This is a genomic window from Flavobacterium sp. N2270 (assembly GCF_025947225.1).
Lineage (GTDB): Bacteria > Bacteroidota > Bacteroidia > Flavobacteriales > Flavobacteriaceae > Flavobacterium.
In genome coordinates this window covers 220,972-234,170 of record NZ_CP110005.1, presented here as the reverse complement: position 1 = coordinate 234,170, position 13,199 = coordinate 220,972, and the positions used below count along the sequence as shown (strand labels likewise).

The window sequence follows — 13,199 nt, the reverse complement described above, 5'->3', positions numbered from 1 at the left end:
TTGAAAACCTTCTCTAATAAGAAACATATATTTTTTGATTTAGATCACACACTTTGGGATTTTGATAAAAATTCGGCTTTTGCATTTGAAATTATTTTTAAGAAACATAATTTAGAGGTTTCAGTTGTAGAATTTCTAGAATATTATATTCCTCGAAATCATCATTATTGGAAATTGTATCAAGTCAATCAAATTTCTATTGAGCATCTACGCTTTTATCGTTTAAAAGATGTGTTTGAAGCTTTAGACTTTTCAATAACTGATGAAATGATTCATCAGCTTTCAGAAGATTATATTATACATTTACCTGACAATAACTTGTTGTTTGACGGAGCAATTGAGGTGCTTAATTATCTGAAAGAAAATTATCATTTACATATTATTACTAACGGATTTGGTGAAGTTCAAGGCAGAAAATTAAGGAATTCTAAAATTGATCATTTTTTTCAGACTATTACTAATTCTGAAATGGTTGGAGTTAAAAAACCACACCCCACTATATTTGAATTTGCACTATCTTTGGCAAAAGCTTCTAAAGAAGAAAGTATAATGATAGGCGATAGTTTAGAAGCAGACATTGATGGAGCATTAAGCTTTGGAATAGATGCTATTTATTTTAATGAACAAAATTTCAGTACATCAAAATCAATTTATCAAGTAAATCATTTATTAGAATTAAAAAACATATTATAACATGCAAAAGTTAATATTCATTATTACAATTTTATTTACAATTAGTATTTCGGCACAATCTAAATACGAAATAATTATTCTTCCTAAAAAGTTTTCTTTTTTAAAGGAAGAAAATAAGTATAATTTGAATTCACTAACAAAATCTTTTTTTGAAACCGAAGGGTTTAAAGTATATTATGCTGAAGATATTTTACCAAAAGAAATTGCTAATAATAGGTGCACTGTTTTATTTGCAGATGTTACTGAAAATAATGGACTTTTTGCGAGCAGATTGACGGTAGTCTTAACTGATTGTCAAAATAATATTCTTCTAACAAGTGCAGAAGGCTCTAGTAGAGATAAAGATTATAATGTAGCATATAATGAAGCTTTAAGGTTTGCTCTAACTTCTTTAAGAGGAAGTTTGAAAATCAAAAATTTAAATGCTCCTGAAAATGAAATTAAAGAACCTGTAGTTCAAACTATAGAAAAAGTTGAAGTTAAAGAAATTAAACCTATCGTTGCGGAAGTTGTGAAGCCTCTAAAAGGCGAGCTATATGCACTTCCTATTTCAAACGGTTATAAAATTGTTGATAGTGCTCCAACAGTAGTTTATCTTATTCAAAAAACATCAAACGAATCGGTTTTTATTGCTTCAAAAGGAGAAATAAATGGTGTTTTTATGAAGAAAATAAACGGTTGGTTTTTTGAGTATTACCAAAACGAAGTATTAGTTTCTGAAAAAGTTGAGGTTAAGTTTTAGTAAAAAGTAAAAAGTAAAAAGTAAAAAGTAAAAAGTAATTTTGCTAATACCTAATACCTAATACCTAATACCTAATACCTAATACCTAATACCCATATTTATCTTTCCATCTATTTTTCAAGAAAGTGCGTAATTCTCTTTCACGAGCGTTATCACCAGGTTCAAAAAATTTAGTTTCTGAAACTTCATTTGGCAAGAATTCTTGCTCAGCAAAATTATTGGCATAATCGTGCGAATATTTATATTCATCGCCATAGCCTAATTCTTTCATTAATTTGGTTGGAGCATTTCGCAAATGTAACGGAACTGGCAAGTCGCCTGTTTGTTTTACCAATTGTTGTGCTTTTCCAATGGCCATATAACTCGCGTTACTTTTTGCTGAACTCGCTAAATATATAGCACACTGACTCAAGATAATTCTACTTTCAGGGTAACCAATTGTTGTAACTGCTTGAAACGTGTTATTTGCCATAATTAATGCGGTTGGATTGGCATTTCCAATATCTTCACTAGCTAAAATTAATAATCTTCTAGCTATAAATTTCACGTCTTCTCCGCCTTCAATCATTCGAGCTAACCAATAAACTGCACCATTTGGATCACTTCCTCGTATCGATTTTATAAATGCTGAAACAATATCATAATGTTGTTCGCCGGTTTTGTCGTATAAAACGGTGTTTTTTTGAGCCAATTGCATTACTTTTTCATTGGTAATTACAATCGTGTCTTCTTCGGTTGCATTAATTACTAATTCAAAAACGTTTAATAATTTTCTTCCATCACCGCCCGATAATCGCAGTAAAGCTTCGGTTTCTTTTAATTCAATTTTTTTAGTTTGTAAATAACGATCTGTAGCAATTGCTCGATTTAATAATGCTTCTAAATCATCTTTCGAAAACGGATTCAACACATAAACCTGACATCTTGACAATAAAGCAGGAATTACTTCAAAACTCGGATTTTCAGTCGTGGCTCCTATTAAGGTTACCCAACCTTTTTCAACTGCTGCTAATAAAGAATCTTGTTGCGATTTACTAAAACGATGAATCTCATCTATAAATAAAATGGGGTTTTTAGCCGTAAAAATTCCGCCACTTTGTTTGGCTTTCTCTAAAACTTCACGAATATCTTTTACACCACTATTAATAGCGCTTAAAATATAAAATGGTCGCTTACTTTCTTCAGCCATTATTTGCGCTAAAGTCGTTTTTCCGGTTCCAGGCGGTCCCCATAAAATTAAACTTGGAATTATTCCTTTTGCAATTTGATGTGTTAACGAACCTTGTTCGCCTACTAAATGCAACTGACTAATATATTCCGATAAGTTTTTGGGTCTAATTCTTTCTGCTAACGGTGCTTCCATAGCACAAATTTAATCATATCCTTTTTATGAAACAATCTTTATTTTGAAGCGAAAGTTTTTGATGTTTTTGCAATCCATATTCCTGCTTTCACCTTTAGTTTTCCGCTTCGCTACAAAGCTATCGGCTCTATCAGGGCTATCTTATATTCTTTTGGACTTGTATTTTTTCTTTTTTCTGACAAAATAGCACAACAAATTATTTGGTCTTATCTTTGAGATTACAATTATATGAAAAAACCAAGTTTAGAAAATCCATTTGTTTTTACGCCATCGGTAGTACTGTTACCATTACTCTTTGTATTGTCGCTTTGGACAGTATTTTGGGTAGAAAAACACTTTCATATCAGCTTATCACATTATGGTGTGTATCCAAGAGAAGCATTTGGTGCAAAAGGAATTTTCTTCAGTGCTTTTTTGCATGGCGATTTAAAACATTTAATAAATAATTCACTAGCCTTATTAGTTTTGTTAGCGGCACTACGATTTTTTTATAGAGAACAGTCTTTTGTAGTTCTTATTTTCGGAATTATATTTTCAGGTTTAGGAACTTGGTTGTTAGGAAGACCGAGTTATCATATTGGTGCAAGCGGATTAATTTATGCTTTGGTAAGTTTTATGTTTTTTAAAGGAATTTTTACCAAATATTATCGTTTAGTTGCCTTGTCTTTGCTAATCGTTGTGTTTTATGGCGGAATGGTTTGGTATATGTTTCCAAAAGTAGATGACGCTATTTCTTGGGAAGGACATTTAAGTGGTTTTTTAACAGGAATTGCTTTTGCTTTGGTTTTAAGAACACCTCAATTTGCAAAACCTATTTTATACGACTGGGAAAAACCTGATTTTAACCCAGAGCTGGATCCATTTATAAAAAATTTTGACGAAACAGGAAAATTTAACCCTCTGCCAAAACCAGAAGAAGTCGTAAAGGAATACTTTACAACTTCTTTAAAGGTAATTTATAATTTTATTGGAATTAAAAAAGATTGATGGTTATAGATTAACGACTTTTGATTTTTAAAACAATCTGAAATCAATAATCTAAACTCTACCTTCTTCAATCTACTGTCTTTGTCTTACCGTTTCATATAAAAAAGCGCCACAAGCCACAGAAACATTTAACGATTCTATAGTTCCATACATTGGTAATTTTGCTTTTTCATCTACAATTTTCAATACTGAGGGGTTTACACCACGGTCTTCACTTCCCATTATAATTGCAGTAGGTTCAGCAAGTGATATGTCGTAAATGGTATTGTCGGTTTTTTCAGTTGCAGCAACAGTTTTGATTCCGCTTCCTTGTAAAAAGAAAATAGCGTCTTTAATGTGGTCTACTTTGCAAATTGGGACATTAAATACTGCACCAGCACTAGTTTTTACAGTATCTCCATTTACAGGTGCAGAACCTTGTTTTTGAATAATAATTCCGTCAACTCCAGTACATTCTGCAGTTCTGATAATAGCTCCAAAATTTCTAGCGTCAGACAATTGGTCTAATATTAAAAATAAAGGTGTTTTTTCTTTTTCTAAAACTGCTGTAACCAACGTTTCTAAATCATGGAAAGAAACAGGTGAAATACTTGCAACTGCACCTTGGTGGTTTTTAGAAGTTAATCGGTTAAGTTTTTCAACAGGAACATAAACAAAATTAATATTGTTTTTTTTCATTGTTTTCAAAAGCTCTTGCATCAATTCGCCTTGTGCGTCTTTTTGAATAAAAACTTTATCGACTTCTTTTCCTGCAACAATAGCTTCTATTATTGCTCTAATTCCAAATATTTGATTTTCTTTTTCCATTTGGCAAAGATAAATTAAAGTTAGAAGTAAAAGTTACAAGTTAGAAATTTTTTAAAAATTCGTTTTAAAACTAATGTGAATTATAGAATTTGAAAGTTTGATCGCTTGATTATTTGTAGAGCCATTTGCATAAACCAAATTAAAAAGACCGTTATTGGTTAGTAATCCAAATCCAAATCCAAGCCCGAGAAGGCTATCTTGTATTTCTGATGATTTATCTTGAAAATAGCCGTAATCAGTTATAGAATGAACATAAATATTTGGTGCTAGAATATAGTTGTATTCAAGCATTAAGCCTGAGAAGAAGTTGGCTTGTAAACTATTTTCTCTAAAACCTCTAATGGAATTGATTCCTCCAAAGCGATACAGTTCGTTTATTATATAAGTATCACTATTTAAATAAAACGTTTGGTTTTTTATTCGAATGTTGTTTTTGGTGTTTAAATATAAAATATGAGTAGCGTCTATTTGTCCAAAAAATTGAGAAGTGTTTTCGGAAGCTATTTTACGATTTCCAAAACCTGTTTTGAAAAGGAAATTTGTTCTTTCTGGAAATAAGAAGTCATCTATTTTTCTTTTGAAATATTCAAAACTTGTGGTGTAAAAAGTATTGGTAAATGTATTTAAAGTTGCTGAATTTACTTTTTGGATGTCTACTGATTTGGTGTTTTGAAAACCTAAATATACTTTTTTGTTATACGTAAAATAATAACCTAAATTTAAATCGGTAATTGTGTTTTGAAATGTACTGTCTCTTTTAAATATTCGTAAATCAGCTTTTAATCCAAGCGGACTTTTAAATAAGTAAGGTAATTCTGTTCCAAGGTTAAAAGAAGTTTGTTGTTTTCCGTCGTTTTTCCAATAGAGTTTAAATTTTTCTCCTGAATTGAAAATGTTTTGTAGTGATAAATCCAAATATCCGTTAAAAATCAACTTGTTATTTTCATCGTTTGAAAAACCAATAAAGCCATCAAATTTATTTGGTTTTGTTTTTTCTAGATAAGTATAAATCTTTGTTGAATTTTCAGTAAATAATATTTCTGGATATTTTGTTTGTGTAATGAATGGAAGTTCGGAAAAATCATCGTTTATCTCTTTTACCAAATCTTGGTTGAAGGTTCTTCTTTTATATTTTTTAATCCAATTCTTTTTAATGTTTGTTGGAAATTTATCATATCCAAGAATGACCAAATCATCAACTGTTCTTTTTTGGTTTAATTCTATAAATAAAGTAGCAGTAAGTTTATTTTTAATTTGTTTATGATTAGTCAATGAAAGTTTAGCTAATGAATAGCCTTTCTTTTCAAGTAAGTTGACTTTAGATTGCATCCAACTCTCAGTTTCTTTTATTTTCAGTCGAATGGAGTCGGATTCTATTTGAAGTGTAGCTAAAATGTCTTCTGAAATTGTACCTGTATATATATGTATCTTTTTAAAAGGTAAGCCTAATTTATATTGAAATAAAAATGTACTGTCGTTCGTTTTTGTTTGTTTTATTAATTCAGCTTCAAAAAAACCATTGTTTTGAAGTGTTAAATCAAATATTTCTTTCTCCTTTAATATATCTGCCACAAGTTTATGTTTACTCTTATAGTTTATAGAGTCAATTTGCTTGGTTTCAAAGTCATTTTCGCCTTCAATTTTCAAATAAAAGTTTTGAGAAATAGAAAGATTGCAAGTAAATAAAGTAAAAAACAGAATAAAATATTTCATTGATGTAAAGAAACGTAAAAAAAATAAATTAAGTATAATGTCTTGTAAATAGCTTGATGAAACTAAGTTATTAATTCTGTTTTTTAATGTAAATAAATATTTCATTTAGAGATGATTGAAAATTAATGGATTAAGTTTGTTTTGTTTAAATTAATCATTACATTTGCATCCCCTAAAAAGCGGGGATATTAAATTATTAGTAACAATTATTAACAGTTATGCCAACAATTCAACAATTAGTAAGAACAGGAAGAGCCAAAATAACTAAGAAGAGTAAATCGGCTGCTTTAGATTCTTGTCCTCAAAGAAGAGGGGTTTGTACGCGTGTGTATACTACAACACCTAAAAAACCAAACTCAGCAATGCGTAAAGTTGCGCGTGTGCGTTTGACAAATGGTAATGAAGTAAATGCTTACATCCCTGGAGAAGGACATAATTTACAGGAGCACTCGATAGTATTAGTTAGAGGTGGAAGAGTTAAAGATTTGCCAGGTGTTAGATACCACATTGTACGTGGTGCTTTGGATACTGCCGGAGTTAGCGGTAGAACTCAAAGAAGATCTAAGTACGGAGCAAAAAGACCAAAAGACGCTAAAAAGTAATTTTTAAACTTTTAAAGAAAAGACATGAGAAAAAGAGCAGCCAAAAAAAGACCTCTTTTACCGGATCCTAAATTTAACGATCAGTTAGTAACACGTTTTGTAAACAACTTAATGTGGGATGGTAAAAAATCAACAGCTTTTAAAGTATTTTATGATGCATTAGACATTGTAGAAGCTAAAAAAGGAGATACAGAAAAAACAGCTTTAGAGCTATGGAAAGATGCATTAACAAATGTTATGCCTCACGTAGAAGTAAGAAGCCGTAGAGTAGGTGGAGCAACGTTCCAAATACCAATGCCAATTCGTCCAGATAGAAAAATTTCTACTGCAATGAAATGGTTAATATTATATGCAAGAAAAAGAAATGAGAAATCTATGGCAGGTAAATTGTCGTCTGAAATCTTAGCAGCTTCTAAAGAAGAAGGTGCTGCGGTTAAGAAAAGAATGGATACTCATAAAATGGCAGATGCAAATAAAGCATTCTCACACTTTAGATTTTAATTAGAAGAAATGGGAAGAGATTTAAAATATACAAGAAATATTGGAATTGCTGCTCACATTGATGCTGGTAAAACAACAACAACAGAGCGTGTATTATTCTATACTGGGAAATCGCATAAAATTGGTGAAGTGCATGATGGTGCAGCAACAATGGACTGGATGGCTCAAGAACAAGAAAGAGGTATTACTATTACTTCTGCTGCAACTACTTGTGAGTGGAATTTTCCAACAAAGCAAGGTGCATTGTTGCCAGAGTCTATACCTTACCACTTTAATATTATTGATACTCCGGGACACGTTGATTTTACTGTAGAGGTAAATCGTTCGTTACGTGTATTAGATGGTTTAGTTTTCTTATTTAGTGCTGTTGATGGTGTTGAACCTCAATCAGAAACTAACTGGAGACTTGCTGATCAATATAGAGTACCTCGTATGGGATTTGTTAATAAAATGGACCGTCAAGGATCTAATTTCTTAGCAGTATGTCAACAGGTAAAAGATATGTTGAAATCAAATGCTGTTGCTATCACTTTACCTATTGGTGAGGAAAATGATTTCAGAGGAGTTGTTGATTTAGTTAAAAATCAAGCTATTGTATGGCATGATGAAACTCAAGGAGCTACTTTTGATATTATTGATATTCCAGCTGATATGGTTGATGAAGTTAAACAATATCGTTCTATTCTTATTGAAGAAATCGCTACATATGACGAAAATCTTTTAGATAAGTATATGGAAGATGAGAATTCAATAACTGAAGATGAAATTAATGCTGCATTAAGAGCTGCTACAATTGATATGGCTATCATTCCTATGATTGCTGGTTCTGCGTTTAAAAACAAAGGAGTTCAATTTATGTTAGATGCTGTATGTAAGTATTTACCATCTCCAATGGATAAAGAAGGTATTGAGGGGATTCATCCTGATGATGCTGATTTATTAGAAGAAGATCAAACAAAAATATTACGTAAGCCAGATGTTAAAGAGCCATTTGCTGCTTTAGCATTTAAAATTGCTACTGACCCTTATGTTGGTCGTTTAGCGTTCTTCCGTGCTTATTCAGGACGTTTAGATGCGGGATCTTATATTTTGAACACTCGTTCAGGAAATAAAGAGCGTATCTCTCGTATTTACCAAATGCATGCTAACAAACAAAATCCAATCGAATATATTGAGGCTGGAGATATTGGAGCTGCTGTAGGATTTAAAGATATCAAAACTGGGGATACAATGTGTGACGAAAAGCACCCAATTATTCTTGAGTCAATGAAATTCCCTGATCCTGTAATTGGTATTGCAATTGAGCCTAAAACAAAAGCTGACGTTGATAAAATGGGTATGGCTTTAGCTAAGTTAGCTGAAGAGGATCCTACATTTACAGTTAGAACTGATGAGGCTTCAGGTCAAACTATTATTTCAGGTATGGGTGAGTTACACTTAGATATCTTGATTGATAGAATGAAGCGTGAATTTAAAGTTGAAGTTGACCAAGGTGAGCCTCAAGTTGAATATAAAGAAGCATTTACAAGATCTGCTACTCATAGAGAAACTTACAAGAAACAATCTGGTGGACGTGGTAAATTCGGTGATATTGTATTTACATTAGAGCCTGCTGAAGATGTTGATGGTAAGCCAGCTGTAGGGTTACAATTTATTAATGCTGTTAAAGGAGGAAATGTTCCTAAAGAATATATTCCTGCTGTTGAAAAAGGTTTCCGTGAAGCTATGAAAACTGGTCCATTAGCAGGTTATGCTGTGGATAGTTTGAGAGTTACTTTGTCTGATGGATCTTTTCACCCTGTAGATTCTGATGCTCTTTCTTTTGAATTAGCGGCAAAAATGGGGTATAAAGAAGTAGCTAAAGCTGCAGGAGCTGTTATTCTTGAGCCTATTATGAAAATCGAAGTTATTACTCCAGAAGAAAATATGGGTGATATCGTTGGGGATTTAAATAGAAGAAGAGGTCAAGTTAATGACATGGGAGATAGATCTGGTGCAAAAACTATTAAAGCTGATGTGCCTTTATCTGAGATGTTTGGTTATGTAACTACATTGAGAACATTGTCATCTGGTAGAGCTACTTCTACAATGGAGTTCTCTCACTATGCAGAAACACCTTCTAATATTTCAGAAGAAGTAATTAAAAAAGCAAAAGGTAACGCTTAATTTTTAAGAAAATGAGTCAAAAAATCAGAATAAAATTAAAATCTTACGATCACATGTTGGTAGACAAGTCTGCTGAAAAGATTGTAAAAACTGTAAAGAGTACTGGTGCTGTAGTTACTGGGCCAATTCCTTTACCAACAAATAAAAAGATTTTCACTGTTTTACGTTCACCACACGTAAATAAAAAATCTAGAGAGCAATTTGAATTAAGCTCTTACAAGAGGTTATTAGATATTTATAGTTCTTCTTCAAAAACTATCGATGCTTTAATGAAATTAGAGTTACCGAGTGGTGTTGAAGTTGAAATTAAAGTATAATTTCAATATAACTGTTTGGTCAGTAATAAAAACCGCAAGTATTTATGTACTGCGGTTTTTTTAAATACTTCAAGTTGTTTTTTAGGTCAAAAACTTATTTTTTGGTCTAACTAATTATATTTGCGGTATTTAAAAAAAAATTATATATTTGCACCCTCAAAAAGAGGTGTGTATGTATTATATGTATACAAAAAGTAAAATTTAATTAATAATTAGTTTAATATGTCTGGGTTAATCGGAAGAAAAATTGGCATGACTAGCATTTTTGATGAAAACGGGAAAAATATTCCTTGTACAGTAATTGAAGCTGGTCCATGTGTAGTTACCCAAGTCAGAACCGAGGAGGTTGACGGGTACGTTGCTCTACAACTTGGTTTCGATGACAAATCTGAAAAGCAAACTGTTAAAGCTGAGGCAGCTCACTTTAAGAAAGCAGGAACTGTTGCGAAGAAAAAAGTCGTTGAAATTAAGGAGTTTGAACAAGAGCACAAATTAGGTGATGTTATCACTGTGGATTTATTCATTGAAGGTGAGTATGTTGACGTTCAAGGAGTGTCAAAAGGTAAAGGTTTTCAGGGTGTTGTAAAACGTCACGGTTTTGGTGGTGTTGGTCAAGCGACTCATGGTCAACATAACCGTTTGAGAGCACCTGGTTCTGTTGGAGCTTCATCTTATCCGTCTAGAGTATTCAAGGGAATGCGAATGGCTGGTAGAATGGGTGGTGATAATGTTACAGTTCAAAATTTAAAAGTTTTGAAAGTTGTTGCTGAAAAGAACTTATTAGTTGTTAAAGGAGCTATTCCTGGACACAAGAACTCTTATGTAATCATTCAGAAGTAATGGAAGTAAAAGTAGTAGATTTCAACGGAAAAGATACTGGAAGAAAAGTTCAACTTTCTGATTCAGTATTCGCAATTGAGCCAAATAATCATGCAGTATATCTTGATGTTAAGCAATACTTAGCAAATCAAAGACAAGGTACTCATAAAGCTAAAGAGAGAGCAGAGGTTACTGGAAGTACTCGTAAGATTAAAAAGCAAAAAGGAACAGGTACAGCTCGTGCTGGTAGTATTAAGAATCCTTTATTTAAAGGAGGAGGTACTGTTTTTGGTCCAAGACCAAGAAGTTATTCTTTCAAATTGAACAAAAACTTAAAAAGATTAGCAAGAAAATCTGCTTTATCTATTAAGGTAAAAGAGTCTAATTTGATTGTTGTAGAAGACTTCAGTTTCGAAGCTCCAAACACTAAAAATTTCATTAACGTATTGAAAGCTTTAGGGTTAGAAAATAAAAAATCTTTATTTGTGTTGGGCGATTCAAATAAAAATGTATATTTGTCGTCACGTAATTTAAAGGCTTCTTCAGTGGTAAGCTCTTCAGAATTAAGTACTTATACTATTTTGAATACAAATAGTTTGGTTGTTTTAGAAGGTGCGATTGGAGAAATTGAAGAAAATTTAAGTAAATAATTAAGGTTATGAGTATCATTATTAAACCTATTATAACTGAAAAAATAACTAAACTTAGTGAAGTTTATAATCGTTTCGGTTTTGTGGTTCAGAAGTCAGCTAATAAAATTCAAATCAAAAATGCAGTTGAAGCTGCTTATGGTGTGAATGTTGAGGCTGTTAACACTATGACTTACAGAGCGGATAGATCGGTAAAATACACTAAAAGTGGTTTGATCAGTGGTAAAACAAATGCTTACAAGAAAGCAATTGTACAAGTAAAAGAAGGTGAAACAATAGATTTTTATAATAATATCTAATAGAACATGTCAGTTAGAAAATTAAAACCTATTACCCCAGGTCAGCGATTTAGAGTTGTGAATAGCTTTGACACTATTACAACTGATAAGCCGGAACGCTCTTTGTTGGCGCCGAAAAAAAACTCTGGAGGTAGAAATAGTCAAGGAAAAATGACCATGCGTTATATGGGCGGTGGTCACAAGCAAAAGTATCGTTTAATCGATTTTAAAAGAACTAAAGATGGGATTCCAGCTACAGTTAAAACTATCGAGTACGATCCTAATCGTTCTGCTTTTATTTCTTTATTAGCTTATGCTGATGGTGCAAAAACTTATGTTATTGCACAAAATGGATTAGAAGTTGGACAAACTTTAGTTTCAGGTCCAGATGCGTCTCCAGAGATTGGAAACACAATGCCTTTAAGTAAAATTCCTCTAGGGACAGTGATTTCATGTATTGAATTACGTCCAGGTCAAGGTGCTGTTATTGCGCGTTCGGCAGGAACTTTTGCTCAATTAATGGCAAGAGATGGAAAATATGCTACTATTAAAATGCCTTCTGGTGAAACAAGATTGATCTTGTTAACTTGCTCGGCTACAATTGGAGCTGTTTCTAACTCTGATCATCAATTAGTTGTATCAGGTAAAGCTGGTAGATCTAGATGGTTAGGTAGAAGACCGAGAACAAGACCAGTTGCAATGAACCCAGTTGATCACCCAATGGGTGGTGGAGAAGGACGCTCTTCAGGAGGTCATCCACGTTCAAGAAAAGGTTTACCAGCTAAAGGTTATAGAACTCGTTCTAAAGTTAACCCGAGTAACAAGTATATTGTAGAACGTAGAAAGAAATAATATAAGATATGGCACGTTCATTAAAAAAAGGACCTTATGTTCACTATAAATTGGATAAAAAAGTTCAAGATAATGTAGAGAAAGATAGTAAAGCTGTGATCAAAACTTGGTCAAGAGCATCTATGATTACTCCAGATTTCGTTGGGCAAACTATCGCAGTTCATAATGGTCGTCAATTTGTACCTGTTTACGTTACTGAAAACATGGTAGGACATAAATTAGGAGAATTTTCACCAACAAGATCTTTTAGGGGTCATGCTGGTGCAAAAAATAAAGGTAAAAAATAAGAGGCATGGGAGTTCGTAAAAGAGAAACAGCAGATGCGAGAAAAGAGGCTAATAAGTCTATTGCTTTCGCAAAATTGAATAACTGCCCTACTTCACCTAGAAAAATGCGCATCGTTGCAGATTTAGTAAGAGGTCAGAAGGTAGAATTAGCTCTTAATATATTAAGATTTAATAGTAAAGAAGCTTCGAATAAACTTGAAAAACTTTTGTTATCAGCTATTGCTAACTGGCAGGCTAAAAATGCAGAGGAAAGTTTAGAAGATGCAGGCTTAATTGTTAAAGAGATCAGAGTTGATGGTGGTGCTATGTTGAAAAGACTTAGACCAGCACCTCAAGGTCGCGCTCATAGAATAAGAAAGCGTTCTAATCACGTTACAATCGTATTAGGATCTAATAATAACACACAAAGTAATTAATAAACA

General features: G+C 32.4%; 16 protein-coding genes. 13 read left to right on the top strand and 3 right to left on the bottom strand.

The window, feature by feature from the left end; translation table 11 throughout:
* Together OLM55_RS01210 and OLM55_RS01205 are read left to right on the top strand one after the other, a co-directional pair.
* Positions 1-693, top strand: coding sequence for a YjjG family noncanonical pyrimidine nucleotidase (locus OLM55_RS01210; protein ID WP_264559601.1), 693 nt, complete (start codon positions 1-3; stop codon positions 691-693).
* 1 nt (position 694) lies between these two features.
* Positions 695-1,435 (top strand): hypothetical protein, encoded by a 741-nt coding sequence (locus OLM55_RS01205; RefSeq protein WP_264559600.1) that lies wholly within the window; start codon positions 695-697, stop codon positions 1,433-1,435.
* An 85-nt stretch (positions 1,436-1,520) separates the two neighbouring features.
* On the opposite strand, the gene OLM55_RS01200 is transcribed toward OLM55_RS01205, so the two are convergent.
* On the bottom strand, positions 1,521-2,798 hold the full coding sequence (locus OLM55_RS01200) for a replication-associated recombination protein A (RefSeq protein WP_264559599.1): 1,278 nt from the start codon (positions 2,796-2,798) through the stop codon (positions 1,521-1,523).
* 228 nt (positions 2,799-3,026) lie between these two features.
* Between OLM55_RS01200 and OLM55_RS01195 the strand changes: the two genes are divergently transcribed.
* Complete coding sequence (locus OLM55_RS01195; protein WP_264559598.1) at positions 3,027-3,785, top strand: rhomboid family intramembrane serine protease; 759 nt, start codon at positions 3,027-3,029, stop codon at positions 3,783-3,785.
* A gap of 72 nt (positions 3,786-3,857) precedes the next feature.
* Here OLM55_RS01195 and rlmB read toward each other — a convergent pair whose 3' ends face one another.
* Entirely contained in the window at positions 3,858-4,592 is a 735-nt protein-coding gene (gene rlmB, locus OLM55_RS01190; protein WP_264559597.1) for a 23S rRNA (guanosine(2251)-2'-O)-methyltransferase RlmB, read from the bottom strand.
* A 51-nt stretch (positions 4,593-4,643) separates the two neighbouring features.
* Positions 4,644-6,410 carry a hypothetical protein gene (locus tag OLM55_RS01185; RefSeq protein ID WP_264559596.1) on the bottom strand — a complete coding sequence of 589 codons (1,767 nt, stop codon included), beginning with the start codon at positions 6,408-6,410 and terminating at the stop codon, positions 4,644-4,646.
* Between the two features lie 113 nt (positions 6,411-6,523).
* Between OLM55_RS01185 and rpsL the strand changes: the two genes are divergently transcribed.
* The 10 genes from rpsL to rplV all read left to right on the top strand — a co-directional run bounded on the left by rpsL (position 6,524) and on the right by rplV (position 13,193).
* Complete coding sequence (gene rpsL / locus OLM55_RS01180; protein WP_264559595.1) at positions 6,524-6,907, top strand: 30S ribosomal protein S12; 384 nt, start codon at positions 6,524-6,526, stop codon at positions 6,905-6,907.
* A 24-nt stretch (positions 6,908-6,931) separates the two neighbouring features.
* A complete protein-coding gene (gene rpsG, locus OLM55_RS01175; protein WP_264559594.1) occupies positions 6,932-7,408 on the top strand; it encodes a 30S ribosomal protein S7 in 477 nt (158 codons plus the stop codon).
* 9 nt (positions 7,409-7,417) lie between these two features.
* The gene (gene fusA / locus OLM55_RS01170) at positions 7,418-9,574 is read left to right on the top strand and encodes an elongation factor G (protein ID WP_264559593.1); all 2,157 of its coding nucleotides are present in this window, start codon (positions 7,418-7,420) and stop codon (positions 9,572-9,574) included.
* An 11-nt stretch (positions 9,575-9,585) separates the two neighbouring features.
* Positions 9,586-9,891 carry a 30S ribosomal protein S10 gene (gene rpsJ, locus OLM55_RS01165; protein ID WP_264559592.1) on the top strand — a complete coding sequence of 102 codons (306 nt, stop codon included), beginning with the start codon at positions 9,586-9,588 and terminating at the stop codon, positions 9,889-9,891.
* A 222-nt stretch (positions 9,892-10,113) separates the two neighbouring features.
* Complete coding sequence (rplC, locus tag OLM55_RS01160) at positions 10,114-10,731, top strand: 50S ribosomal protein L3 (RefSeq protein ID WP_264559591.1); 618 nt, start codon at positions 10,114-10,116, stop codon at positions 10,729-10,731.
* The gene (gene rplD / locus OLM55_RS01155; RefSeq protein ID WP_264559590.1) at positions 10,731-11,360 is read left to right on the top strand and encodes a 50S ribosomal protein L4; all 630 of its coding nucleotides are present in this window, start codon (positions 10,731-10,733) and stop codon (positions 11,358-11,360) included. Before rplC ends, rplD begins: the two co-directional genes overlap by 1 nt.
* 8 nt (positions 11,361-11,368) lie before the next feature.
* Entirely contained in the window at positions 11,369-11,659 is a 291-nt protein-coding gene (gene rplW / locus OLM55_RS01150) for a 50S ribosomal protein L23 (RefSeq protein ID WP_264559589.1), read from the top strand.
* Between the two features lie 6 nt (positions 11,660-11,665).
* Positions 11,666-12,490, top strand: coding sequence for a 50S ribosomal protein L2 (gene rplB / locus OLM55_RS01145; protein WP_264559588.1), 825 nt, complete (start codon positions 11,666-11,668; stop codon positions 12,488-12,490).
* 8 nt (positions 12,491-12,498) lie between these two features.
* Positions 12,499-12,777, top strand: a complete 279-nt coding sequence (rpsS, locus tag OLM55_RS01140) for a 30S ribosomal protein S19 (RefSeq protein ID WP_264559587.1) — start codon at positions 12,499-12,501, stop codon at positions 12,775-12,777.
* Between the two features lie 5 nt (positions 12,778-12,782).
* Positions 12,783-13,193 (top strand): 50S ribosomal protein L22, encoded by a 411-nt coding sequence (gene rplV, locus OLM55_RS01135; RefSeq protein ID WP_264559586.1) that lies wholly within the window; start codon positions 12,783-12,785, stop codon positions 13,191-13,193.
* Positions 13,194-13,199 lie beyond the last annotated feature (6 nt).

Bases quoted from the DNA above. Each gene is read 5' to 3' on its own strand.
- rplD (WP_264559590.1), top strand. From the start codon at position 10,731: ATGGAAGTAAAAGTAGTAGATTTCAACGGAAAAGATACTGGAAGAAAA.
- rplB (WP_264559588.1), top strand. From the start codon at position 11,666: ATGTCAGTTAGAAAATTAAAACCTATTACCCCAGGTCAGCGATTTAGA.
- rpsS (WP_264559587.1), top strand. From the start codon at position 12,499: ATGGCACGTTCATTAAAAAAAGGACCTTATGTTCACTATAAATTGGAT.
- rplC (WP_264559591.1), top strand. From the start codon at position 10,114: ATGTCTGGGTTAATCGGAAGAAAAATTGGCATGACTAGCATTTTTGAT.
- rpsG (WP_264559594.1), top strand. From the start codon at position 6,932: ATGAGAAAAAGAGCAGCCAAAAAAAGACCTCTTTTACCGGATCCTAAA.
- rplW (WP_264559589.1), top strand. From the start codon at position 11,369: ATGAGTATCATTATTAAACCTATTATAACTGAAAAAATAACTAAACTT.
- OLM55_RS01205 (WP_264559600.1), top strand. From the start codon at position 695: ATGCAAAAGTTAATATTCATTATTACAATTTTATTTACAATTAGTATT.
- rpsL (WP_264559595.1), top strand. From the start codon at position 6,524: ATGCCAACAATTCAACAATTAGTAAGAACAGGAAGAGCCAAAATAACT.
- rplV (WP_264559586.1), top strand. From the start codon at position 12,783: ATGGGAGTTCGTAAAAGAGAAACAGCAGATGCGAGAAAAGAGGCTAAT.
- rlmB (WP_264559597.1), bottom strand. From the start codon at position 4,592: ATGGAAAAAGAAAATCAAATATTTGGAATTAGAGCAATAATAGAAGCT.
- OLM55_RS01200 (WP_264559599.1), bottom strand. From the start codon at position 2,798: ATGGAAGCACCGTTAGCAGAAAGAATTAGACCCAAAAACTTATCGGAA.
- OLM55_RS01195 (WP_264559598.1), top strand. From the start codon at position 3,027: ATGAAAAAACCAAGTTTAGAAAATCCATTTGTTTTTACGCCATCGGTA.
- OLM55_RS01185 (WP_264559596.1), bottom strand. From the start codon at position 6,410: ATGAAATATTTATTTACATTAAAAAACAGAATTAATAACTTAGTTTCA.
- rpsJ (WP_264559592.1), top strand. From the start codon at position 9,586: ATGAGTCAAAAAATCAGAATAAAATTAAAATCTTACGATCACATGTTG.
- fusA (WP_264559593.1), top strand. From the start codon at position 7,418: ATGGGAAGAGATTTAAAATATACAAGAAATATTGGAATTGCTGCTCAC.